This window comes from Wolbachia endosymbiont (group A) of Trypoxylon clavicerum, assembly GCF_947251665.1.
Lineage (GTDB): Bacteria > Pseudomonadota > Alphaproteobacteria > Rickettsiales > Anaplasmataceae > Wolbachia > Wolbachia pipientis.
In genome coordinates this window covers 1,262,488-1,287,268 of record NZ_OX366374.1, presented here as the reverse complement: position 1 = coordinate 1,287,268, position 24,781 = coordinate 1,262,488, and the positions used below count along the sequence as shown (strand labels likewise).

Sequence of the window (24,781 nt, the reverse complement as noted above, 5' to 3'; positions counted from 1 at the left end):
GACAAAAAATATGAAAAGAGAGAAAAAGATGGTAGTTTAGCCTAATAGGTAAAAAATGGAGAAACTACCATATGCAATATTACATCAAAGAGGAAAATTGGAAACAAATTTTAGAGTTCATAAAAAGCGTAAAAGGAATGCACAGCAAAGATGAAAAACGTTTAAGAATATTCATAGAGGCAGTGTGGTACATAGTGCGAAGTGGTTGCCAATGGAGACTTTTACCAAAAACTTATGGTAATTACAGGAGTATACATAAGCGATTTAAAAGATGGTGTGAAAGAGATGTCTGGAAAAAATTGCTTGAATATACTAAACAAGAGCCTGATTTAGAAGTTGCTATAATCGACGGTACGATCATCCGAGCCCATCCATGTTCATCTGGATATACAAAAAACTCCAAGGATCAAGAAGCTTTAGGGAGGAGCAAAGGTGGCTTTACAACTAAAATACATGCACTTGTCGATGCACTTGGAAATCCACTTAAATTTACTCTGACTCCTGGTCAAAGAAATGAAATTACGCAGGCACAAGTGTTGACCGAAAGTATCTATAACTCTACTGTAGTAGCTGACAAGGGCTACGATAGCAATGCCTTTGTTACAAGTCTTGAAGACAAGGGATGTACAGTAGTTATTCCGCCAAAACGGAATCGAAAAGTGCAAAGGTATTACGATGAGCATATCTACAAAGAACGTCATTTGATTGAGTGTTTTTTTGGTAAAATTAAAAATTTTAGGCGCATTTTTTCCAGATTTGATAAAACTGCTGAGGTTTTTATTGGTTTTCTCAATTTTGTTGGAGCTCTTGTATGGCTTCTCTAAAATTTTGTCCACAGAGCCTAGCTTGTGATAGAAAATTATCAATTTCAGGTAACATTATTTCATAAGACCTGCTGCGAATCAAGCGATAAAAAAAAGGAAAGGAGGGTGAATAAAATCAAGGTTAACTAAAAGGCGTGCTTAAGATTTACAATACCAGCAATAATATTGAACCTCAAGTTATATTTTTTCTGAAAATTGCGATAAACATTCGACATAATCTTAAATATCTTTATCTCTCGGATCTTATTTTCTACTCTCATTCTAAATGATGCTAACCTTCTATTATGCTCTTTCTGCTCTGGAGTTAATGGCTTTTTACGATACTTTTTATATGGAATTATAACATTGCTTTGCAATTTTTGCCAACCTTGATATCCAGAATCAGCATGTTTTATGCTATCAAGTGGTAAATATTTTTCTTGTTTCCTTATGCGAAAATCACTAATTCTACCACGGTATGACTTTGACACTGATAAAATTCTTCCTCCTTCTTCGATAATAATCTCAGTTTTCATAGTGTTGGTTCTTTTTTTTCCTGAATATGATTTCTTCCGTTTTTTACTATCTTCTGGCCTCTGTATTTGCTGTTCTGTAACATCAGCCAAAATCTTCAGTATTTTTTCTGGCGTCATACTTCTATCTTTTGTTATAGTCACTTTTTTGGCGAGTAATGGCTCTATTCTCTTAAGTAACCTACATACATTTGCGTTGTGCACATTGAATAGGCATCCTAAAAATCTATGTGTTATGTAAGTGCGATAGTACAAAATTACGCAAAACAACTTATCTTCCAGAGTTGGTAGTTTTGATCTTCTACCATGACACTTTTTCTGTTTTTCAAGTTTTTTCCATCCAGACCTCACTTTTTCTACTACTTTTTCGAACTCCTCTATACTTAAACCTGTTATATTACGAAAGTTTCTTGGGTGTTTTTTCATATTATAGTAACTAAAGCTCATTTTTTTTCCTTACTTGATCTGCTTATTCTTCTTCTACCCCTCTCACATCATTTTTTCAATCACCTTTTGCAGCAGGTCTATATGAATAACTTTTTGTTTGAGTAGCTAAAAAATCCTGTATTTTGTCTGGATCTTCTTCACTTATCATCTTATATGCCCTTGCGAGGTTCATTAATTCACTTCTATTTTTTTTATTGCTTACTTCAGTAATAGTAAAAAATTGATCAAAATGGTCTAAGAGGTCTTTATTTTTTATTGAAGACACAATATCGTCAATTTCTTTCACATATAATGCAAGTTTGTGTGCTTTACTACGATCTTCAAAACAAAGATTAACAAGCACGTTGCGAAACCTATCTTTCGTAGTACTTCTCACTTCTGCTAATAAGGACTTAATATTTTCTTGGCAATGCACTCTCTTTACCGATTCAGCCGGTTCAACCATACCAAGAACATTCTTTACCAAAGATTTTTCTTCACAACTAAATATGAACATGTAATAACCCATCGATAAAGTGAAGAGCAAGAACATAGCCGGAAGTAAAAACGGAGCTAATACATTTTGTGACGCAGGGAAAATAAACCAGGTAACAGTTGCTATTGACACAGTTACAAATAATCCTGATAAACATAATTGTGCTTTTCTTCTATAATTCTGATCAATAACTGTACTTACACCAATAGAAGCTATATCAATCATTACTCACACCTCATTAAACATTAATACTAACTGAATGATAGCATTATTGTGATGAAAATGCAATATTATGAATATTTTAATACAATTTATATTGACAGTTACAATTCTGAATGTTTTATTGCAGCGTTAGCTGATTAGCATTTTTAAGATGAGGTCAACTCTCATAGAAAGAGGATTTTTTTATTTTCTCATTCTTCTCATTTTCCTCTCTAACAATTTTTTTTCCATTTAATATGTCCTTTATTTCATCTCCTGTTAAAGTTTCAAACTCCAGTAGATTTTCGGCAATGAGATCTAAGCCTTTCTTATGCTTGGTCAAAATCTCTTTTGCTTTTTCATAGCAAGAAGACACAACTTTCTTCACTTCTTCATCTATAAGTTTTAACGTATCTTCAGAAATTATGTCAGAACCATGCATGGTTTGTTCGCGATTGTGATAGATCGGACCTATTTTGTCGCTCATTCCCCATTTTGTTACCATAGAACGTGATAAATCTGATGCTTGTTTTATATCCGAAGATGCACCGCTTGTGACTTTATCATAGCCAAAAATTAGCTCTTCTGTCACACGTCCACCCATTGCAACAGTTATATCTGCTAGCATCTTTTCTCTTGTGAGGGACACTCTATCTGTTTCTGGTAGTCTCATCACTAAACCTAGGGCTCTACCCCTTGGAATAATAGTTGCTTTGTGTATCGGGTCAGAGGCAGGCATGTTGATAGCAACTACTGCATGACCAGCTTCATGGTATGCAGTCAGTCTCTTTTCCTCTTCTGTCATAATGAGAGATCGCCTTTCTACGCCCATCATCACTTTATCACGTGCATATTCAAAATCGTCCATGGTAACAATCTTCTTGTTTCTTCTTGCAGCAATAAGCGCAGATTCGTTCACTAAATTTGCTAAATCAGCTCCAGAAAAGCCTGGTGTTCCTCTTGCAACTGTTTTCACATTTACATCAGGGGCTATTGATATTTTCTTTATATGCGTATTTAATATTTTCTCACGCCCATTTATATCGGGTAAAGAAATAGTAATCTGTCGGTCAAAACGACCAGGTCTAAGCAGTGCTGAATCTAAGACATCCGGACGGTTAGTCGCAGCAATTATTATTACACCTTCATTAGACTCAAAGCCATCCATCTCAACTAATAACTGATTTAATGTTTGCTCTCTTTCGTCGTTGCCGCCACCAAGGCCAATGCCACGCTGTCTACCCACCGCATCTATTTCATCTATAAAAATTATACAAGGAGCATTTTTCTTGCCTTGATCAAACATATCACGAACACGACTTGCACCAACACCCACAAACATTTCAACAAAATCAGATCCAGAAATACTAAAGAATGGCACATTAGCTTCTCCTGCAATTGCACGAGCAAGTAAAGTTTTACCAGTTCCAGGAGAGCCAATCAAAAGGCACCCTTTTGGTATTTTTCCACCTAATATTTGAAATTTTTGCCTTTGTTTAAGAAAATCAACGATTTCTACTAGCTCTTCTTTTGCTTCATCAATTCCGGCAACATCATCAAATGTTACTTTTTTTCCACTAGTTATGAGTCTAGCCCTTGACTTGCCAAAGCTTATAGTTCTGTTGCCTCCCGCTTGTGTTTGTTTAAGAAAGAATAGCAAGAAGCCAATAAAGATAAATGTTGGGACCCATGAGATAAATAATCCACCAATTACGTTCATGACAGAATCTCCAGTTGAAAAGGAGAATCTCACTTTTCTATCATGTAAATTTTTTATTAGGTCGCTATATATGACACCGCTTGAATTGAAACTTAAACCGTCCCTAAACTTGCCCTCAATGCTCTGGTTTTTTATGACAATATTTTCTACATCATTGTCTTCTAGTCTAGTTAAAAATTCCGAAAAAGGTATAATTGTTTTACTTTTACCTACATTTCCGCTGAACTGAATATAAGCAACTGAAATAAGAACAATAATTACTAACCAGATCAATAAGCCTTCTAAAAATTTTTTCATTTCTATTTCTAACTAAATACTAATCAAGCTTACCAAATTTTGTTTTATCGTGCTATTAATAATACATTGAACCTTATCGTCATTGGTATTTTTTCCGTTATAATTTACATCAGGATAAGCAAGCACCTTTCCATCTTTTAGCACTACAGGCAAAGAGTAGAAAACTTCAGGGCAGCAGTTATAATCCTTCAGAAATTCAGGAACTTTTTGTGTTTTTTTTAATGGAGCGATGATAACTGAACACTCTTGATTCCCAAGTATTGTGCAGCTAAACCTGTTATCCCATTCAATAGGTTCATTTAAAGGTAGGTTTACGGTAATTTCTTGTATCCTTGACGATTCTCTAATTATTAAGATATTTTCTCCATATTTTCTTATTTTGCACCCAGAAAGTGTACAGTTAACATTACTATCCTTTTGCAATATTTTATTAAATATTACGATAAGGCTGTTGTACCTTGGTTTATAATGTTTACTGGCAATTGCCATTATAGAGTAAAGAAGAAGCCTCAAGGCTATTTCCTCTGGCAATTGATAAAATTCACTTAGTTTAATTTCAATATAACCAAGATCATGAACATTAACACAGTCATTAAATGCAAGGCGTGTGTAGTGCATCAACGCTTTTGCAGCTCTTTTCATATGAAGGGCTGTGAGGCATATTCGCTCTGTTAAAATCTCTTGATTATCACTTGCTTTAAGTAAGTTACGGTATAAAGTTCGCCTGTATTTTAAGTCATAGTTGCTTCTATCTTCGATCCATTTTAACTGGTGAAGCTTAGCGTACTTTTCTATTTCACTACGACTAAAATTTAACAATGGCCTAAATATATAAATACCATTTAGGAAAGACTTGTAGTCCATTGATGATAATCCATCTACGCCGCTACCTCGCTCTAATCTTAATAAGAACGTTTCTGCTTGATCATCTTTGTGATGAGCGACGAGCAAACATTTAACATTATTGTTTTTACACCACTCTGCTAGTAACTTATACCGTGCTTTTCGTGCCTGTAACTGAATATTGCCTTTAATATTTTGCTTTTCCCAATTTAATATGAACGATTCCTTTGCTCCAAGTTCCTTTGCATAACTTACAACAAAATCAGCTTCTTTTTGAGACTCTGGACGTAATCCATGATTTACTGTTAATGCTATAGGAAGTGAAAGCTTGTTTTTTTTTGCCCAGTTAGTCATTAAGTGCAGTAAGACTATACTATCTACACCACCTGATACTGCAACTGTAACTTGATTATTATAGAAAGCAAAACTATTAACCACATTTTGAAATAATAACTCTAATTCCATTATATCTCTTGATGGCCAGATAGTCTCTACGTCATACAGCGACTTATTTGTGGTATATATAGATCCCGCTAACAAGCAACGAAATATGACAAGTTTGTCCTTTTTTGTCCACCCCAGTGCCCTTTCTTTATGTCATCCCAGTGCTTGACACTGGGATCCAGGTTTTAATCTATTTCTTTATTCCAGAAAATGAAAATTCCACTCTACGATTTTTAGCATGCTCTTTTTCATATTTAGAATTTCTAGAATCATCTTTTACATTAACCAAAGGCTCAGTTTCACCTTTAGAAGCAGTTTTTATTCTGTTTTCTATGTAGGGTGTACAACTAACCATAAATTTTTTAGCTGCATCTGCCCTTCTAGCGCCTAGCGCAAGATTATATTCATGAGAACCACGGTTGTCAGTGTGACCAGTTAAAGTAACCTTCGCGTCAGGGTTATCTTGTAACACTTCCATTACGTCAAGTAATGCATCTGCACTTACTTCAGCAATACTAGATTCATCATAACCAAAGAAAACTCTTTTATCACCTATCTGCTTAACAACAGAATTCATTTTATTTGTTGTATTTGCTCCTTTTTTTGGGCAAGAACTTACACCAGTAAGTAATAAACAAAAACAGCACATTATAACCAGTCTACTCCACATTACTAAACCTCCATAAATTTTAAATAGTGCGTAACTTTAATTTCAGTAGCTAATATCTCTCCATATTGTAATATAGTCAAGAGAAATAAAATACTAAATACTTTTTCTACAACCTTACAATTAATTTTCCTATAATATGCTAGACTCTGAGTAGAAAAATCCAATAAAAGAATAAAAAGTACAATTTTTTATTGTACTTTAAGCAAATATACTTTTAACTTTATTATTAATCTATCACGATGTTAAACAGATGTTTTCTAAAATAATGAACAAATATGAAATCTTATAAGTTTTTAGAGGAAGTATTATATAGGGTAAAGAATATCGAAAATACGCTAAAAGTACTAAACCAAAGCCAATTGAATATAGAGGACAAAGTTGAACAAATGAGTCTTCTAGAAGAAATCAGACATGAAATTATCTCTCATGACGCAATAAAGGAATCATTAGCAGATGCTCTTGGTAACAAAAAAAGTGCAAATACTCAGCAGCTAAAGTTAATAGAGAGAATACATAAAAGCAACAGTGCTGTTCCTATTGATTTAGTAAAGTCTTTATCCAAAGCTAAGGTTGAATGCCAAAATTTATGGAAGCTATCTCATTCTGAAACCAGTAACTTAGAAAAACTAAAAGAACGTTTTACTGATTTAATCACACTCATTCGCGAAGTAGCTTCTATAAAATCGCAGCAATTAAAATGCTCAAAATACGACTCACTGCTTGCTGACTATGACTCTGATATCACAGAAAAGAATATAAGGGAAGTATTCCCCAAGGTAGGCAAATTTTTTAGCGAAAATGTAGATAAAATAATTGAAAAGCAGAAAAAGGATAAGGTTACTAATATACAAAAAGTTGCTACTCAGAAACAGATTGAACTTGGCTCATTATGTTTACAGCAAATGGGTATTGCACTAAATGAGATTCGTACTTCTTATTACTACCCTATAGATTATGATGAATCTGATTTTTGTTATGGTTTATTTTCACTTTTACGGCATAGTGGTTATGCAATTTATCAAAAATGTTTAGCGCAAAATTCTATAAGTAGCCCAATTATGAGACATGTTATGTATGAAACTCAAGGGTTATTCATGGAAAGGATGATTGGAACATCCAGAGAATTTATTGAGTTCATTCAACCACACATAAAAGAGAAGTTTGCTATAAAAGGCAAAACTAATAGCAGTGTTGAAAATTTGCACTTGGTTTTCAATGAAATAAACCTTTCTTCTTTTTTAAAAAATGCAGATGAATTTAGTCTGTTAGCTCATATTATGTTGAGAACTAAGTTAGAACAAGATATAATAAATGGCACATTGGAAGTCAAAGACCTGCATGATGCGTGGTTGGAAGGTATGAAGCACTATAAAATTCCAGTAAAAGCTAAAAATGAGCTAAACACTTATTTTCAAGATGAATATTGGGCAAGCGGTGTTATGGGCTACTTTCCTATAAAAATTATTGCTTTAATTGCTGCTGTGCAGATTTTCTCTTTCGTTAAAAAGAATCATTACGAATCATTAAGTGCTATAATAAAAGGAGATTTTAGTTTACTTATCAGTTGGTTATCTCAAAATGTATACAGTGCAAAGTGTGGCCTGGAACTGCTAAAAAAAGTAACAGGTAAGGGTTTAGACGTTGAGTGTGTTACTTACTACTTATCTGAAAAGTATAATTTGTCTTAATAAATGGTTTTCTTGAGTTATGTATGAATTTTGTTCGAAAATTAACCGGAAAGTTTTATAGCCTTTTTACTTTCAAAGGTTTGTTTGCTAGCGATATTGCTATAGACCTTGGTACTGCAAACACTTTAGTTTATCAGAAAAATCAGGGAATAGTGCTTGATGAGCCTTCAGTTGTAGCAAGAATAAAAGAAAAAGGAAGTTACGTTCCTTATGCTTTTGGTAAAAAAGCTAAAATGATGCTTGGAAAAACGCCTGGAGAAATAGAGGCGATAAGGCCCTTAAAAGATGGAGTCATTGCTGATTTTAAAAGTGCGGAAGAAATGCTAAAATATTTCATACGCAGTGCAAACACAAAATTCACTGTTAATAAACCTAATATTATCATATGCGTTCCATCTGGATCCACGCCAGTTGAAAGGCGTGCTATACAAGATGCAGCAGAAAGTGCTGGTGCAAATGAAGTATTTTTAATTGAAGAACCAATGGCTGCAGCAATCGGAGCTGGGCTCCCGGTTACTGAACCTGAGGGTTCTATGATTGTTGATATAGGAGGCGGTACAACTGAAGTTGCAATTATTTCTTTAGGCGGAATTGTTTATTCACGTTCTGCCAGAGTAGGTGGCGATATTATGGATGAAGCAATAAAATCATATATTCGTGAAAATCATAAGTTATTAATCGGTGAAACAACCGCTGAGAAAATTAAGAAAAGCATAGGTTCAGCCAGTCTGCCAGGTGAAAATAACAAAGAGGGAATGATAATTAAAGGCAGGGATTTAGTGAGTGGCATGCCAAAAGAAATGCTTTTATCAGAATACCAAGTTGCAGAGAGTTTAATAGAGCCTGTACATCAGATAATTTCTGCTATTAAGACTGCGCTGGAGAGCACTCCACCTGAACTTTCTTCTGATATAGTCGATAGAGGAATAGTTTTATCCGGTGGTGGTGGATTATTACGTAATCTAGGTAAAGTTATCAGTGAAACAACAAAATTACCGGTTCGTGTTGCAGATGACCCACTTTGTTGTGTTGCCTTAGGTAGTGGAAAAGTGCTTGAAAACATGGATTATTTTGGCCATGTTTTATTTAAGCAAGATTAAATTATTTTTGAAGGTAGTTTATCGAATTGTTTTGATGGAATTATGTAATATAAATGAGATCCCAGTGTCATGCACCAAGTAATTTGAAGGCAACTTCTAGCAGAAAAGGGTGTCATCCGAGTAGCTAACACTGGGATCCAGGAAACTTGATTACAAATAAATATGCTGTTTTAATGAATTTGTGTAATAGAAGCTAGATTCCAGTGTCAGCTACTTTCATGACATCATCTACTATGTAAATTGCCCCCAAATCAAAACGTTTGCACAGTTGTATGTTGGAATGACACAAGATTTGCGTTTATAAATTAAGGCGATTATGCTAGGCTCTGTGGACAAAAAATATGAAAAGAGAGAAAAAGATGGTAGTTTAGCCTAATAGGTAAAAAATGGAGAAACTACCATATGCAATATTACATCAAAGAGGAAAATTGGAAACAAATTTTAGAGTTCATAAAAAGCGTAAAAGGAATGCACAGCAAAGATGAAAAACGTTTAAGAATATTCATAGAGGCAGTGTGGTACATAGTGCGAAGTGGTTGCCAATGGAGACTTTTACCAAAAACTTATGGTAATTACAGGAGTATACATAAGCGATTTAAAAGATGGTGTGAAAGAGATGTCTGGAAAAAATTGCTTGAATATACTAAACAAGAGCCTGATTTAGAAGTTGCTATAATCGACGGTACGATCATCCGAGCCCATCCATGTTCATCTGGATATACAAAAAACTCCAAGGATCAAGAAGCTTTAGGGAGGAGCAAAGGTGGCTTTACAACTAAAATACATGCGCTTGTCGATGCACTTGGAAATCCACTTAAATTTACTCTGACTCCTGGTCAAAGAAATGAAATTACGCAGGCACAAGTGTTGACCGAAAGTATCTATAACTCTACTGTAGTAGCTGACAAGGGCTACGATAGCAATGCCTTTGTTACAAGTCTTGAAGACAAGGGATGTACAGTAGTTATTCCGCCAAAACGGAATCGAAAAGTGCAAAGGTATTACGATGAGCATATCTACAAAGAACGTCATTTGATTGAGTGTTTTTTTGGTAAAATTAAAAATTTTAGGCGCATTTTTTCCAGATTTGATAAAACTGCTGAGGTTTTTATTGGTTTTCTCAATTTTGTTGGAGCTCTTGTATGGCTTCTCTAAAATTTTGTCCACAGAGCCTAAAAGAATTTGAAATTGAACCTCTGCTAAAAGATAAAGCTCCGCACCAGACCAAGGCTATTGTTGCAATGTCCGGGGGAGTTGATAGCTCGGTTGCTGCAGCACTGCTACATAACCTTGGGTACCAGGTGATAGGTGTGACTCTTCAACTCTATGGCACTGACGGTAATGCTAACGCAAGAAAGGGTGCATGCTGCGCTGGACAGGATATTTATGACGCTAAGCGTGTAGCTGAAAGTGTTGGCTTTCCTCACTATATTTTAAACTATGAGGAAATATTCAAAAAGGAAGTAATAGAGGATTTTGCGAGTACCTATATGCGTGGGGAAACTCCCATACCATGCGTGAGATGTAACCAAACGGTAAAATTTCGTGATCTATTGCAAGTTACAAAAAATCTTGGTGCGGATGTGCTCGTAACAGGACATTACGTGAGAAGGTTAGAAAAAAATGGTGAGGTAAAGTTGTGCAGAAGCATTGATAAAAGTAAAGATCAAAGTTATTTTTTGTTTGCAACTACTGAGGAGCAGTTAAAGCTTTTGCGATTTCCACTAGGTGGGTTCTATAAAAGTGATATAAGAAAATTAGCAAAGTATTTCAGCTTACAAATTTCTGAAAAGCCAGACAGTCAAGATATATGCTTTGTTTCCGAAAGCTATAGTAAAACAATAGCTAAATTAGCTCCACAATCTGTACAGAAAGGTAAAATAGTGGATATTAATGGAAAAGTGTTAGGTGAGCACAGTGGCATAGTAAATTTTACAGTAGGACAAAGAAAAGGCTTAGGTGTTGGGTACAGTGAACCTCTTTACGTGATAAAAATTAATACAGAGAATAATGAGGTTATAGTAGGCCCGATCAACGCGTTAATGCAAAAAAAGATATTGATCAAAGAGTTAAATTGGTTAGAACAACCAAAGGAAGGTATGGAAGTAACTGTGAAGCTGAGATCATCACATGCGGGAAGTTTAGCAACAATACATTCAACTGACGAAAAAAATAAAGCCTGTGTCATTTTAAACGACGATTACTTTGGCATCAGTCCAGGTCAAGCCTGTGTAGCGTATAAAGATGAGCAAGTTATCGGCGGTGGATGGATATGTTCTTAACTAAAGGGCTTAATTCTTTGATACAGAGTGTAAACGTACAATAATATTTATTGCTATTTTGCCATGTATCCCTTATACTATAAAGTAGAACATTATAGGTTTTAGCAATGGTTAAGGAAGTTGAAGAACTAATAAAAATTGTTGGTAAGGGTAATTTATTAGAGACGTTATTTATTTTTTTAGGTAGCTTTCAACATGCTGACTTAGGTCGTTTTATGGATCACAGAAATCATTTTGGTTTGTCTGAATTCATTAGAAAAAAAGAGGAACCATTAGATAAATATTTTAACTTAAAATTTAGTCTACAAGGGCTGTTTTTAATTTATGCTCAAGCTTATCAAATTCTAAGTGAAAACAATAGCCTGAATACTAGAGATGTCATAGATAAAATATATGACGTTATTAAAGGGTCTGAGTTAAATAGAGATATAAATGAAGTAGTAGATGGAAGAAAATTAGATTTACTTAACATTTTAGCAAATCCAAAGAGAGAACCAATATTTAAAACAGAAGAAGATTTTGAAAATAAAGTACTCATTGGTCTTAGAAAGTTACTAAGTGAAGGAAATACATTAAACAAATATGACAGAGAATTTGCATTAAATAAGTGCGTTATCAGCAGCTATTATTCCATTCATGACATAAAAGCAGATAAAGATATAGCATTGTTCTTTTCTTTGGGTGGTCACTATAAAGAACTTTCGTCATCTAACAAAACAGTAAAAAGAGAAGTATTAGAGATATGTGAGAATCAGTTAATAGAGAGCTATATAATGTTCTTAGCTGGCAAACTACACATGATCGGATTATCAAGTAGAGATGGAACCATCAAATATACAATCAACCATGAGAATGTGGATCGACAAGAGAAAGAATTAAAAATGGATGGATTAATATATCCTATAAATACAAAAAACACCCTAGAGCAACTGTTAAAAAACCAAAATAGTGATGAATTTGAACAATTAGTAACAAGCCCTAAAAATATATACTACTCAGTGCCACAAAAAGAGAATAAATGTAGGCCAAATTTCATACTCAGCAAGAAAAATCATAAAAACACAGTCTGTAAACTTATTTTAGGTGTGTTTGTATTATCTGTTGGGTTATATGTTGCTGATTATTTCTTTATGGAGCAAAAATTATTTAATCCAATAAAAGGTGTTCTACCACAGGATAATTTTGCTAATCTAGTAATTGCTGCAGTGCTTACTATCGTAATAGTATATGCTTTATTTCAATTATCACAGGAACCACCACTTTCAACAGTCAATAAGATGACGAATGAAAATTTAGGACAGCCCGTGCAAAATAAGTTTAGAATTACATAAATGTGGCAACTTAAAAGCACATATTGTATAATGCTTATTCTTAAGTTAAGAGGTGATTTATGGATTTAAGTAAAATAACAGCGGGACCAAATGCAGTGAATGTGGTAATTGAAATAAGTGCAAATGCTGAGCCTGTAAAGTATGAATTTAATAAAGAGCTTGGGTTGTTACAAGTTGACAGATTTTTATCTACCTCAATGACTTATCCTTGCAATTATGGGTTTATACCAAATACCTGCGCAGGTGATGGTGATCCTGTGGATGTTTTGGTGCTAACTCAATTTCCCTTAGCATCTAGTGTTTTAATATCGGTGCGTCCGATAGGCGCATTACTCACTAAAGATGAAAAAGGAGAAGATGAGAAAATATTAACTGTGCCTGTTTCCAGTGTTGATAGCTATTATGACAATATAAAGGACTATTCTGACTTATCTAAAAGCCTACTAGATAAAATTACTCATTTCTTTTCTCATTATAAAGATCTAGAAAAGGGAAAAACGGTAGCAGTTGGAGAATGGGTTGGTGTGGAAGAAGCAAAGAAAATCATTGAAAAAAGCAGAAATTAGTTTTTATTGATTTATAGCTAAAGTGGCTTAGGTTTGCCCACAATTTGAAAAACAACAAATTCGTCATTCCGCTACTTGTTAGCGGAATCTATGCTGAGATACCGCGCACAACTGTACGAACATTGCAATATGGCACATAGTAAACGATGTCATCCCAGTGCGTGACACTGGGATCCAGACTTTCCGTAAAAACGTTATATTTTAACATAACACTTATATGCTCACCAACTTAGTGCTAATCAAAATCCTGGATCCCAGTGTCTGGGCACTGGGATGACAAGAAAGGGAGCACTGGAATTTTTCAGCATTAGCCATGCATCTGAACAGATACAAATATTGCAATTAAAAGCATTAGACAGGTGGTAGAGGTCTTGGTATTATATAATCTTTAGGTTCTAAATTTGGAAGGGTGGCCGAGCGGCTGAAGGCGGCGGTTTGCTAAACCGTTATACGATTGAAAAGTCGTATCGAGGGTTCGAATCCCTCTCCTTCCGTATACTGTTTTTAGCACGGTCTAAATTCGCTATATTGGCATGTTTTTAGCCTGTTTACCTGATCTTGTTGCAATGGTTTTTATTTCCGTCTTTAACTATTAAAAAGTTGGCTAGCATTGATTCAGTATTTATTATAGAATTGGTTATTAACTAAACAACTTTACTTGTATGTATAAAATACTAATCTTACTGTTAATAGTGTTGCCACTTAGGTTGCTTGCAACCGAGATTGAAATTATTGCAGATGTAAATGGCGAGCCAATTTCAAATTTAGATATCGAAAAACGCATCAACTTTATAAATTCATTGTTTGGCACTCAAAGTGTTAATCAAAAAGAAGCAAGGCCTCAAGTTCTTAGGGAGCTAATAGACGAAATTATTATTACCAATGAAGCGCAGAGGCTGAATATAAAATTGAGCAACGAGGAGTTAGATAATGCTGTCATGTTATTTTTAACCCAAAGTTTTAAACTTAATGCTCATGAAGTTGATCAATACATAGAGAAGCATAATATAGATCTTAGTATTTTAAGAAAACAAATAAAATGTCAGTTACTGTGGAGCAAAATTATTGAAGTAAGAATTGTGCCATTTATTAATATAAGCGATAAAGAAGTAGATGATGTAAAAAGGCAAACAGAAAAGCCGGATTATCTTATCACGTTCCAAGAGTTTATAATTCCTGATCAAAAAGACAAGGACGTTTATGGTATAGCTGAAGATTTAGTAAAAAAATTACGCAACAGTAATAACCCAGAATCTCCAATAAAGATGCGTAAAGCAACAGTTAATTTAAGTCAGCTAAAAGGAAAACTCAAGAGTGTTTTAGAAGGATTAGAAACCAGCGACATAGCAGGTCCATTCAGTTTCAGTGAAGGTTACTCTGTTATAAAAGTAATAGATAAAGTACAACTTAATCATACACTGCTGGAAAGCACTTTAAAATTAAAACAGATTGTGGTTGAAGGTTCAGAAAGTTTATTCTCTAATTTTAAAGAGCAAAAGGTCAATTGTTTAAATTTTGACAAATTAACAGATGATTTTAAGTTGCCAAACGCAAAAGAGTTTGAAATAAAAATGCGAGATTTAAATCCTGATTTACAGATTTTATTTAGTAAAACAAGTGTGAATGAAATAGTAGAATTGAGAGAAAATGGCACTGCAAAGTTGATGATGTTGTGTGATATCAAGAGTAATGTAGCGGATATAGAAACAATTAAACAGCAGATGTACCAACAAAAGATTATGATACAAAGCAACCTGTTATTAGATGATATGCGTAAAAATTCAGCTGTCAGTTATCGGTATAGTTAAAGTCAGAGAGTGTCCTTGTCTCTGTCTTTGTGTATAGAACTATATAAATTACTTTGTTCTATAAAATTTCAAAAAATTTGAACAAATGTAGTTAAAATAGCACATGAAGAATATAATGCTAATTGGTGGTGGAGTTGGAAATGCAGTGTTATTTTCGATAGGGAAGGCATGTCTTGAAAATAATAACAAGGTTTTGTACTTTGCTGGCTATAAGAAGTTAAGTGATGTATTTAAACGAGCACTGATAGAGCGTGCATCAAATGCAGTAGTTTGGGCATGTGAAGAAGGATTGATAGAAACAAGCAGAGATCAAGATAAATCCTTTCATGGTAATATAGTTGATGCAATAGTCTCTTATCAACAAGGAAGATTAGGTATTAATTTGAACGTTATAGATAAAATTATCACTATTGGTTCTGACAAAATGATGAAAGCTGTGAATGAAGCTAGAAAAACAATTTTAAAGCCATATCTGAAATCAGGCCACATAGCAATATCATCAGTTAATTCTCCTATGCAGTGTATGATGAAAGAAATCTGTGCTCAATGTATTCAGCAACATATAAATAAGGAAACAGAAAAAAGAAGTTTTGTTTATAGTTGCAGTAATCAAGACCAGGATATGGATCTTGTTGACTTTGATTTTTTAAGTGAGCGCTTGAAGCAAAATAGTTTACAAGAAAAACTCACTGCGAAATGGATAGATCATGTTCAAAGATATTAAACAGCACAAAAAGGAAATAAGAGAGCAATATAGAGCTATAAGAAAAGATATTGATGAAAGTTATTCCAGTTATGCGGCAAATTCCCTTATTAATCTCTTTAATCAGAACTTAAGCTACGTTAAAGGTAAAACAATTGCGGCTTATATTCCAATGGATGGAGAAATAGATGTTGTCCCTTTGATGCATAGTTTACTCGATTTAGATTATAAAGTAGCAATTCCTAATAAAAATAAGTTACTAAAATTTGAGGAATGGAACGAAACAAATGAAGATGTAATTCCCGACACAATCATTACTCCTGTTATTGCTTTTGATGATCATTTTAATAGATTAGGTTTTGGCGGTGGTTGGTATGATACAATGATAGAAAAACTGCGGCCACTTGGAAAAATATTTATAGGTGTAGCCTATGAGAAACAATATTGTAAAGATTTACCTGTAGAAAAACATGATCAAAAATTGGATATTATAATCACTGAAATGTGTGTTAGGTGTAGAAGTGGATTGCTCAAAAAAGTGGATAAAAAAGAATAGATCTCTACCTTTCCCATTCCCTCCCTCTCCAAGCCATCAGAGGGTTTTGGTTTCTCCTGTACTCGCTTGTTCAGAACTTGGACTATCTAATTGAGGAACTGGTGACTTCATTTGGTTAACTTTATCATTAACCATTTTTTCTACCTCCTCTATTTTACCCTCACCAATGGCCATAATTTTAGATTGAAATTTCTCCATAAGTTCCTCAAGTGCTTCCTTATCACTTTCATAAGTACTAGTACCTTTTTCTCTAGGCTCTGTGGACAAAATTTTAGAGAAGCCATACAAGAGCTCCAACAAAATTGAGAAAACCAATAAAAACCTCAGCAGTTTTATCAAATCTGGAAAAAATGCGCCTAAAATTTTTAATTTTACCAAAAAAACACTCAATCAAATGACGTTCTTTGTAGATATGCTCATCGTAATACCTTTGCACTTTTCGATTCCGTTTTGGCGGAATAACTACTGTACATCCCTTGTCTTCAAGACTTGTAACAAAGGCATTGCTATCGTAGCCCTTGTCAGCTACTACAGTAGAGTTATAGATACTTTCGGTCAACACTTGTGCCTGCGTAATTTCATTTCTTTGACCAGGAGTCAGAGTAAATTTAAGTGGATTTCCAAGTGCATCGACAAGCGCATGTATTTTAGTTGTAAAGCCACCTTTGCTCCTCCCTAAAGCTTCTTGATCCTTGGAGTTTTTTGTATATCCAGATGAACATGGATGGGCTCGGATAATCGTACCGTCGATTATAGCAACTTCTAAATCAGGCTCTTGTTTAGTATATTCAAGCAATTTTTTCCAGACATCTCTTTCACACCATCTTTTAAATCGCTTATGTATACTCCTGTAATTACCATAAGTTTTTGGTAAAAGTCTCCATTGGCAACCACTTCGCACTATGTACCACACTGCCTCTATGAATATTCTTAAACGTTTTTCATCTTTGCTGTGCATTCCTTTTACGCTTTTTATGAACTCTAAAATTTGTTTCCAATTTTCCTCTTTGATGTAATATTGCATATGGTAGTTTCTCCATTTTTTACCTATTAGGCTAAACTACCATCTTTTTCTCTCTTTTCATATTTTTTGTCCACAGAGCCTAGATACATATTTCAGAGAATTGCGTATCTGATGTACCACACATAGCTGTACCTCTGCATTAGGAAATACACTATTTATGGCTGCAGGAAAGCTTTTTAGCCCATCTACACAGGCAATTAGAATATCTTCTACTCCTCTTTCTTTGAGATCATTTAGTACTCCCAACCAGAAGTTAGCTCCTTCACTTTCAGCCAAATAAAAACCTAATACTTCTTTTCTGCCATTTTGGTCTATGCCCAATATATTGTACATACATTTACTTACACAATGTCCGTCCTCTTTGACTTTAAAAAACCATGAACACTATCGGATATACAGACTGCAGCGGGCGACTACGCCATTCGTTGATTATCGGTAGCAATTTGTCGGTAATACTTGATATCTCTGCTGCAGATATTTTGTGATCATAAATCTCCTCTACATGCGATGCTATATCTCTGTATCCCATACCACTGGCAAATGTGCTCAAAATCTTCGTTTCAAGCTCTGGTTTGTTTGCCTTTTTTTGACTATTTGGGGTTCAAAGCTTCCCTCCCTATCTCTGGGCGTCAAAAGCTCAAATGAACCTGCACTTGTCCGTAAAGTCTTTCCGTTTCTCCCATTTCTTCGATTATTCTCTTCACTTTCAGCTAATAAGTGATTTTCTATTTCACCTTCCAAACTTGCCTCCAGCAGCTTTTTTATAAGTGGTGTAAATACTCCATCTCTTCCTGTTAATGGTCTGCCTTCCCTTATTGATGACAGTATATTTGCTTCCAGTTCTTTGTAATCTACCAAACCGGTAGTTCTGTTTACTACTTTCTGACTCATTGTCAAACCTCCATTTTTTTATATCAATTTATTACTTTTTTTTCGGTTTGACACACTTTTTTGAACATTCCCGGAAATGCAGAAAAAAAATGTTCAACATTATATCAGGAGTCCTTGTCGTTTTAATCTGCACAGATTGCGAAGTTAAATGAAATAGCTTCACTGTTATGATAAGGGCGCTGGCGAAGGGTGTCAAGCAAGTTTTTCGTTTCTATATGCGCTACCTTAAGACTTCAACGTCTTAACGCACCTAACTCCATCTGCATATAAATTTGCATGGCTCTTTCCAGTATTAAGCAATGCAAGTCCAATGTTGTCTACACTAGAGCGCAGTTCCCCTATTTCCTCATTATTTTCATTCGTTACTTTAGTGCCAATATCTGGAAGTGCGTTATCTCCCTCAACAAGGTAAAGTTTTCTTCTGAATATTTCTTGTCTGCTCATTCGATTTACGACTTCCTGACCTATATAACACCCCTTATTAAAGCTTATACCGTTTACTTTATTGATTAAAAATTGCAGCGGAAATGATGAATTCTGCACCATATCTTTCGCTCCATCTGGAACAAGGTTTTGAATTCTAACTTTTTCATACTGAGTAAAATCCCCAACCGGCTCTTTCATTTCATCTTTATGTATGATCCTCATTCCTAGCAGCTTGTGCCTTGGATCTTGAAAAATAACTTGTGATTCACTACTACACTCCGCCAACTTAGTATTAAACAAAACTCCAACCTTATATAGTGCGCTAACGTCTTTAATTTTCACTTTCAAATAAGTTTTAAGCAAATCCAGTTTCTCGATTATTTGCTGCAAGTGCATGTTTTCGCACTCCAAGAGGGTGTATTTACCATATTCAATAAGAAAAAAATCATATAGATATTTTCCCTGAGGGCTAAGCAATAAAGAGTAAATGGCTTTTTGGCTATCCAACTTATTAATATCATTGGTTATAATACCCTGCAGAAAATCTCTAGTGTCAGGCCCATATAGCACTATCACACCACGACTTAAGAATGGTATATAACTCATGAAATCTCTATAAATAAATCTAAATTTTATTATATAACATTAGGCTCTTTTTAGAAACTGCTTTTGGCGTGCATATTTTACAAGCTCCAGCCCTTGAAATCTAACTTACGAGTATATATATATAAACTTATAAGTTAATTTGTTGATGAGGAAAAACAAATGTCAAGTATAAGTTTAAATGTATTAGATGATAGCGTGCTGATCAAGCCTATTAGCGAAGAAAAGCAAGGTGGAATTGTGCTTCCATCAAGTGCTGAAAAGAAACCTACTAAAGGTGAAGTTATAGCAATTGGTGAAGGTTCACGCAATTCAAGTGGCGAACGCGTAACTTTAACTGTGAAAGCTGGTGATAAAGTGTTCTATCGCCAATGGGCTGGTACAGAAATAGAACATAATAATGAGAAGCTTATCGTGATGAAGGAATCCGATATACTTGCTGTTATTAAGTAGCAGTCTTTATTTTACTAAACTGAAACAAAGCGCAACGTAGCGCATTGTAAATGGTTTTATTATAGTTTTCTAAATTTTTTATTAACAAGAGGTGATAAAAATGACTAATGTAGTAGTATCAGGTGAGCAGTTGCAAGAAGCCTTTCGTGAAGTCGCAGCAATAGTGGATTCAACGGTAGCAATAACTGCGGGACCTAGAGGAAAAACAGTAGGGATTAATAAGCCCTATGGAGCACCAGAAATTACAAAAGATGGTTATAAGGTGATGAAGGGTATCAAGCCTGAAAAACCATTAAACGCTGTGATAGCAAGCATCTTTGCACAAAGTTGTTCTCAATGTAACGACAAAGTTGGTGATGGTACAACAACGTGCTCAATACTAACTAGCAACATGATAATAGAAGCTTCAAAATCAATTGCTGCTGGAAACGATCGTGTTGGTATTAAAAACGGAATACAGAAGGCAAAAGATGTAATATTAAAGGAAATTGCGTCAATGTCTCGTACAATTTCTCTAGAGAAAATAGACGAAGTGGCACAAGTTGCAATAATCTCTGCAAATGGTGATAAGGATATAGGTAACAGTATCGCTGATTCCGTGAAAAAAGTTGGAAAAGAGGGTGTAATAACTGTTGAAGAGAGTAAAGGTTCAAAAGAGTTAGAAGTTGAGCTGACTACTGGCATGCAATTTGATCGCGGTTATCTCTCTCCGTATTTTATTACAAATAATGAAAAAATGATCGTGGAGCTTGATAATCCTTATCTATTAATTACAGAGAAAAAATTAAATATTATTCAACCTTTACTTCCTATTCTTGAAGCTATTGTTAAATCTGGTAAACCTTTGGTTATTATTGCAGAGGATATCGAAGGTGAAGCATTAAGCACTTTAGTTATCAATAAATTGCGTGGTGGTTTAAAAGTTGCTGCAGTAAAAGCTCCAGGTTTTGGTGACAGAAGAAAGGAGATGCTCGAAGATATAGCAACTTTGACTGGTGCTAAGTATGTCATAAAAGATGAACTTGGAATCAAGATGGAAGATCTCACGCTTGATGATCTTGGTACGGCTAAAAATGTTAAAATTACTAAAGATAATACCACAGTTGTCAGAGAAAATAGCGATTCTGACAGTGTGAAAGCTAGAATCGAGCAGATTAAATCTCAAATTGAAACTTCAACTTCTGATTATGATAAAGAAAAGCTAAGAGAACGTTTAGCGAAATTATCAGGTGGCGTTGCTGTGCTCAAAGTTGGTGGAGCAACTGAAGTGGAAGTTAAAGAACGTAGAGATAGAGTCGAAGATGCGCTGCATGCAACAAGAGCTGCAATTGAAGAAGGTATAGTTCCAGGTGGTGGGGTTGCGCTTCTTTATGCTTCATCTGTTCTCGACAAATTAAAAGGTGCAAGTGACGAGGAACAAATAGGCATAAACATTATCAAGAAAGTTCTCAGTGCTCCAATTAGAAGGTTAGTCAAAAATGCTGGTCTTGAATCTGCTGTTATAATTGACTATTTGATTAAGCAGAATGATAAAGAGCTTATATACAACGTTGAGGCTATGAATTACGCTAATGCATTTACAGCTGGTGTGATTGATCCAGCAAAAGTGGTTCGTATCGCTTTTGAAACAGCGGTATCTGTTGCGAGTGTGCTGATAACTACTGAATCTATGATAGTTGATGTACCAAGCAAAGAAAATGCTTCATCTCCTATGGGTGCAGGAGAAATGAGTGGCATGGGTGGATTCTAAGTAGAATGAAACCGTGGAGCAATTGCTCCACGGTAATTCCAAAAAATCTCACATTTTACTATTCGTTAAAGGTAATACGTTTGGTGCAGAAAGGCACCACTGTTTGCATCCGTTTCACTCCTTTATATTGTGGTTGTCTAATAACAAAAAGGCAGCATAAAAGAACTATAATCCCTAGTATATTTATACTAGTATAATGCTATGTTAATAAATAATCTATATAATGCTATTAAATATAATAATTAAAATCTAAATCACTTTCTCTATAAAAGGAGAAATTTACCTTAATGAAAATACATATATATTTAATATTGTTTTTATTTTTTTCTTGCACTCAACTATATGCTGACGAGGAAATTGCAAAATTTGATTTACTTATTGGCGAGATAAATGAAGCAAGCCTCACTCTCAAAGGTGCAATAAGGGTTACAGTAAAACCAGGCTGGCACATATATTATAAAGATCCTGGAGATTTCGGTTTTCCCACTTCTTTTGATTGTAAGGGTAACACATTAAACATAAGACCTGCTGCAAAAGGTGATTGAAAAAATGATGTGAGAGGGGTAGAAGAAGAATAAGCAGATCAAGTAAGGAAAAAAAATGAGCTTTAGTTACTATAAATGAAAAAACACCCAAGAAACTTTCGTAATATAACAGGTTTAAGTATAGAGGAGTTCGAAAAAGTAGTAGAAAAAGTGAGGTCTGGATGGAAAAAACTTGAAAAACAGAAAAAGTGTCATGGTAGAAGATCAAAACTACCAACTCTGGAAGATAAGTTGTTTTGCGTAATTTTGTACTATCGCACTTACATAACACATAGATTTTTAGGATGCCTATTCAATGTGCACAACGCAAATGTATGTAGGTTACTTAAGAGAATAGAGCCATTACTCGCCAAAAAAGTGACTATAACAAAAGATAGAAGTATGACGCCAGAAAAAATACTGAAGATTTTGGCTGATGTTACAGAACAGCAAATACAGAGGCCAGAAGATAGTAAAAAACGGAAGAAATCATATTCAGGAAAAAAAAGAACCAACACTATGAAAACTGAGATTATTATCGAAGAAGGAGGAAGAATTTTATCAGTGTCAAAGTCATACCGTGGTAGAATTAGTGATTTTCGCATAAGGAAACAAGAAAAATATTTACCACTTGATAGCATAAAACATGCTGATTCTGGATATCAAGGTTGGCAAAAATTGCAAAGCAATGTTATAATTCCATATAAAAAGTATCGTAAAAAGCCATTAACTCCAGAGCAGAAAGAGCATAATAGAAGGTTAGCATCATTTAGAATGAGAGTAGAAAATAAGATCCGAGAGATAAAGATATTTAAGATTATGTCGAATGTTTATCGCAATTTTCAGAAAAAATATAACTTGAGGTTCAATATTATTGCTGGTATTGTAAATCTTAAGCACGCCTTTTAGTTAACCTTGATTTTATTCACCCTCCTTTCCTTTTTTTTATCGCTTGATTCGCAGCAGGTCTATAGAGATAAAGTAGGCTCTGTGGACAAAATTTTAGAGAAGCCATACAAGAGCTCCAACAAAATTGAGAAAACCAATAAAAACCTCAGCAGTTTTATCAAATCTGGAAAAAATGCGCCTAAAATTTTTAATTTTACCAAAAAAACACTCAATCAAATGACGTTCTTTGTAGATATGCTCATCGTAATACCTTTGCACTTTTCGATTCCGTTTTGGCGGAATAACTACTGTACATCCCTTGTCTTCAAGACTTGTAACAAAGGCATTGCTATCGTAGCCCTTGTCAGCTACTACAGTAGAGTTATAGATACTTTCGGTCAACACTTGTGCCTGCGTAATTTCATTTCTTTGACCAGGAGTCAGAGTAAATTTAAGTGGATTTCCAAGTGCATCGACAAGTGCATGTATTTTAGTTGTAAAGCCACCTTTGCTCCTCCCTAAAGCTTCTTGATCCTTGGAGTTTTTTGTATATCCAGATGAACATGGATGGGCTCGGATGATCGTACCGTCGATTATAGCAACTTCTAAATCAGGCTCTTGTTTAGTATATTCAAGCAATTTTTTCCAGACATCTCTTTCACACCATCTTTTAAATCGCTTATGTATACTCCTGTAATTACCATAAGTTTTTGGTAAAAGTCTCCATTGGCAACCACTTCGCACTATGTACCACACTGCCTCTATGAATATTCTTAAACGTTTTTCATCTTTGCTGTGCATTCCTTTTACGCTTTTTATGAACTCTAAAATTTGTTTCCAATTTTCCTCTTTGATGTAATATTGCATATGGTAGTTTCTCCATTTTTTACCTATTAGGCTAAACTACCATCTTTTTCTCTCTTTTCATATTTTTTGTCCACAGAGCCTAGGCTCTGTGGACAAAATTTTAGAGAAGCCATACAAGAGCTCCAACAAAATTGAGAAAACCAATAAAAACCTCAGCAGTTTTATCAAATCTGGAAAAAATGCGCCTAAAATTTTTAATTTTACCAAAAAAACACTCAATCAAATGACGTTCTTTGTAGATATGCTCATCGTAATACCTTTGCACTTTTCGATTCCGTTTTGGCGGAATAACTACTGTACATCCCTTGTCTTCAAGACTTGTAACAAAGGCATTGCTATCGTAGCCCTTGTCAGCTACTACAGTAGAGTTATAGATACTTTCGGTCAACACTTGTGCCTGCGTAATTTCATTTCTTTGACCAGGAGTCAGAGTAAATTTAAGTGGATTTCCAAGTGCATCGACAAGCGCATGTATTTTAGTTGTAAAGCCACCTTTGCTCCTCCCTAAAGCTTCTTGATCCTTGGAGTTTTTTGTATATCCAGATGAACATGGATGGGCTCGGATGATCGTACCGTCGATTATAGCAACTTCTAAATCAGGCTCTTGTTTAGTATATTCAAGCAATTTTTTCCAGACATCTCTTTCACACCATCTTTTAAATCGCTTATGTATACTCCTGTAATTACCATAAGTTTTTGGTAAAAGTCTCCATTGGCAACCACTTCGCACTATGTACCACACTGCCTCTATGAATATTCTTAAACGTTTTTCATCTTTGCTGTGCATTCCTTTTACGCTTTTTATGAACTCTAAAATTTGTTTCCAATTTTCCTCTTTGATGTAATATTGCATATGGTAGTTTCTCCATTTTTTACCTATTAGGCTAA

General features: G+C 34.7%; 24 protein-coding genes, 1 tRNA gene and 1 pseudogene. 15 read left to right on the top strand and 11 right to left on the bottom strand.

Going from position 1 to position 24,781, the window contains the following annotated elements; genetic code table 11:
* Positions 1 to 71: 71 nt before the first annotated feature.
* Positions 72 to 824: an IS5 family transposase gene (locus tag OPR60_RS06655; RefSeq protein ID WP_265039632.1), complete on the top strand. Its 753-nt coding sequence runs from the start codon at positions 72 to 74 to the stop codon at positions 822 to 824.
* 125 nt (positions 825 to 949) lie between these two features.
* Here the strand turns inward: OPR60_RS06655 and OPR60_RS06650 are convergent, their stop codons facing one another.
* The 5 genes from OPR60_RS06650 to OPR60_RS06630 all read right to left on the bottom strand — a co-directional run bounded on the left by OPR60_RS06650 (position 950) and on the right by OPR60_RS06630 (position 6,433).
* Entirely contained in the window at positions 950 to 1,762 is an 813-nt protein-coding gene (locus tag OPR60_RS06650) for a transposase (RefSeq protein ID WP_265040287.1), read from the bottom strand.
* Positions 1,763 to 1,838: 76 nt separating this feature from the next.
* Positions 1,839 to 2,483: a hypothetical protein gene (locus tag OPR60_RS06645; RefSeq protein WP_265040297.1), complete on the bottom strand. Its 645-nt coding sequence runs from the start codon at positions 2,481 to 2,483 to the stop codon at positions 1,839 to 1,841.
* A 154-nt stretch (positions 2,484 to 2,637) separates the two neighbouring features.
* Positions 2,638 to 4,476: an ATP-dependent zinc metalloprotease FtsH gene (gene ftsH / locus OPR60_RS06640; RefSeq protein WP_265040296.1), complete on the bottom strand. Its 1,839-nt coding sequence runs from the start codon at positions 4,474 to 4,476 to the stop codon at positions 2,638 to 2,640.
* A gap of 12 nt (positions 4,477 to 4,488) precedes the next feature.
* Entirely contained in the window at positions 4,489 to 5,784 is a 1,296-nt protein-coding gene (gene tilS / locus OPR60_RS06635; protein ID WP_265040294.1) for a tRNA lysidine(34) synthetase TilS, read from the bottom strand.
* A 169-nt stretch (positions 5,785 to 5,953) separates the two neighbouring features.
* A complete protein-coding gene (locus OPR60_RS06630; RefSeq protein WP_065094437.1) occupies positions 5,954 to 6,433 on the bottom strand; it encodes an OmpA family protein in 480 nt (159 codons plus the stop codon).
* A 275-nt stretch (positions 6,434 to 6,708) separates the two neighbouring features.
* Between OPR60_RS06630 and OPR60_RS06625 the strand changes: the two genes are divergently transcribed.
* The 10 genes from OPR60_RS06625 (at position 6,709) to OPR60_RS06580 (ending at position 16,467) form a co-directional block, all read left to right on the top strand.
* Entirely contained in the window at positions 6,709 to 8,121 is a 1,413-nt protein-coding gene (locus OPR60_RS06625) for a gluzincin family metallopeptidase (protein ID WP_065094438.1), read from the top strand.
* Positions 8,122 to 8,144: 23 nt separating this feature from the next.
* Entirely contained in the window at positions 8,145 to 9,221 is a 1,077-nt protein-coding gene (locus OPR60_RS06620) for a rod shape-determining protein (protein ID WP_007548791.1), read from the top strand.
* Between the two features lie 402 nt (positions 9,222 to 9,623).
* The gene (locus OPR60_RS06615) at positions 9,624 to 10,376 is read left to right on the top strand and encodes an IS5 family transposase (protein ID WP_265039632.1); all 753 of its coding nucleotides are present in this window, start codon (positions 9,624 to 9,626) and stop codon (positions 10,374 to 10,376) included.
* On the top strand, positions 10,364 to 11,503 hold the full coding sequence (mnmA, locus tag OPR60_RS06610) for a tRNA 2-thiouridine(34) synthase MnmA (RefSeq protein ID WP_265040293.1): 1,140 nt from the start codon (positions 10,364 to 10,366) through the stop codon (positions 11,501 to 11,503). Before OPR60_RS06615 ends, mnmA begins: the two co-directional genes overlap by 13 nt.
* Before the next feature lie 107 nt (positions 11,504 to 11,610).
* A complete protein-coding gene (locus tag OPR60_RS06605; protein WP_065094440.1) occupies positions 11,611 to 12,834 on the top strand; it encodes a WD1261 family protein in 1,224 nt (407 codons plus the stop codon).
* Between the two features lie 59 nt (positions 12,835 to 12,893).
* Entirely contained in the window at positions 12,894 to 13,400 is a 507-nt protein-coding gene (gene ppa / locus OPR60_RS06600) for an inorganic diphosphatase (RefSeq protein WP_065094441.1), read from the top strand.
* 403 nt (positions 13,401 to 13,803) lie between these two features.
* Positions 13,804 to 13,894: transfer RNA gene (locus tag OPR60_RS06595), tRNA-Ser, on the top strand.
* Between the two features lie 168 nt (positions 13,895 to 14,062).
* Complete coding sequence (locus OPR60_RS06590) at positions 14,063 to 15,208, top strand: SurA N-terminal domain-containing protein (RefSeq protein ID WP_265040291.1); 1,146 nt, start codon at positions 14,063 to 14,065, stop codon at positions 15,206 to 15,208.
* A 103-nt stretch (positions 15,209 to 15,311) separates the two neighbouring features.
* Positions 15,312 to 15,932, top strand: coding sequence for a ferredoxin reductase domain-containing protein (locus tag OPR60_RS06585; protein WP_065094443.1), 621 nt, complete (start codon positions 15,312 to 15,314; stop codon positions 15,930 to 15,932).
* Positions 15,916 to 16,467, top strand: coding sequence for a 5-formyltetrahydrofolate cyclo-ligase (locus OPR60_RS06580; protein WP_065094444.1), 552 nt, complete (start codon positions 15,916 to 15,918; stop codon positions 16,465 to 16,467). Before OPR60_RS06585 ends, OPR60_RS06580 begins: the two co-directional genes overlap by 17 nt.
* A gap of 36 nt (positions 16,468 to 16,503) precedes the next feature.
* On the opposite strand, the gene OPR60_RS06575 is transcribed toward OPR60_RS06580, so the two are convergent.
* From OPR60_RS06575 to ygfZ, 4 genes and pseudogenes are all read right to left on the bottom strand, one after another.
* On the bottom strand, positions 16,504 to 16,734 hold the full coding sequence (locus tag OPR60_RS06575) for a hypothetical protein (RefSeq protein ID WP_265040290.1): 231 nt from the start codon (positions 16,732 to 16,734) through the stop codon (positions 16,504 to 16,506).
* Between the two features lie 4 nt (positions 16,735 to 16,738).
* Positions 16,739 to 17,491: an IS5 family transposase gene (locus OPR60_RS06570; RefSeq protein WP_265039632.1), complete on the bottom strand. Its 753-nt coding sequence runs from the start codon at positions 17,489 to 17,491 to the stop codon at positions 16,739 to 16,741.
* A gap of 81 nt (positions 17,492 to 17,572) precedes the next feature.
* Positions 17,573 to 18,382 (bottom strand): annotated as a pseudogene (locus OPR60_RS06565) (IS256 family transposase); the annotation flags it as partial.
* A 225-nt stretch (positions 18,383 to 18,607) separates the two neighbouring features.
* Entirely contained in the window at positions 18,608 to 19,414 is an 807-nt protein-coding gene (gene ygfZ / locus OPR60_RS06560; RefSeq protein WP_065094752.1) for a CAF17-like 4Fe-4S cluster assembly/insertion protein YgfZ, read from the bottom strand.
* Positions 19,415 to 19,582: 168 nt separating this feature from the next.
* Here ygfZ and OPR60_RS06555 point away from each other — a divergent pair, with 168 nt between their 5' ends.
* The 4 genes from OPR60_RS06555 to OPR60_RS06540 all read left to right on the top strand — a co-directional run bounded on the left by OPR60_RS06555 (position 19,583) and on the right by OPR60_RS06540 (position 23,047).
* On the top strand, positions 19,583 to 19,864 hold the full coding sequence (locus tag OPR60_RS06555) for a co-chaperone GroES (RefSeq protein ID WP_173862895.1): 282 nt from the start codon (positions 19,583 to 19,585) through the stop codon (positions 19,862 to 19,864).
* Positions 19,865 to 19,964: 100 nt separating this feature from the next.
* Positions 19,965 to 21,614, top strand: coding sequence for a chaperonin GroEL (gene groL / locus OPR60_RS06550; RefSeq protein WP_265040289.1), 1,650 nt, complete (start codon positions 19,965 to 19,967; stop codon positions 21,612 to 21,614).
* Positions 21,615 to 21,901: 287 nt separating this feature from the next.
* Positions 21,902 to 22,159, top strand: coding sequence for a hypothetical protein (locus tag OPR60_RS06545; RefSeq protein WP_265040288.1), 258 nt, complete (start codon positions 21,902 to 21,904; stop codon positions 22,157 to 22,159).
* A 75-nt stretch (positions 22,160 to 22,234) separates the two neighbouring features.
* Positions 22,235 to 23,047, top strand: a complete 813-nt coding sequence (locus OPR60_RS06540) for a transposase (RefSeq protein WP_265040287.1) — start codon at positions 22,235 to 22,237, stop codon at positions 23,045 to 23,047.
* A 93-nt stretch (positions 23,048 to 23,140) separates the two neighbouring features.
* Here OPR60_RS06540 and OPR60_RS06535 read toward each other — a convergent pair whose 3' ends face one another.
* The gene (locus tag OPR60_RS06535; RefSeq protein ID WP_265039632.1) at positions 23,141 to 23,893 is read right to left on the bottom strand and encodes an IS5 family transposase; all 753 of its coding nucleotides are present in this window, start codon (positions 23,891 to 23,893) and stop codon (positions 23,141 to 23,143) included.
* Positions 23,894 to 23,993: 100 nt separating this feature from the next.
* Complete coding sequence (locus OPR60_RS06530) at positions 23,994 to 24,746, bottom strand: IS5 family transposase (RefSeq protein WP_265039632.1); 753 nt, start codon at positions 24,744 to 24,746, stop codon at positions 23,994 to 23,996.
* Positions 24,747 to 24,781 lie beyond the last annotated feature (35 nt).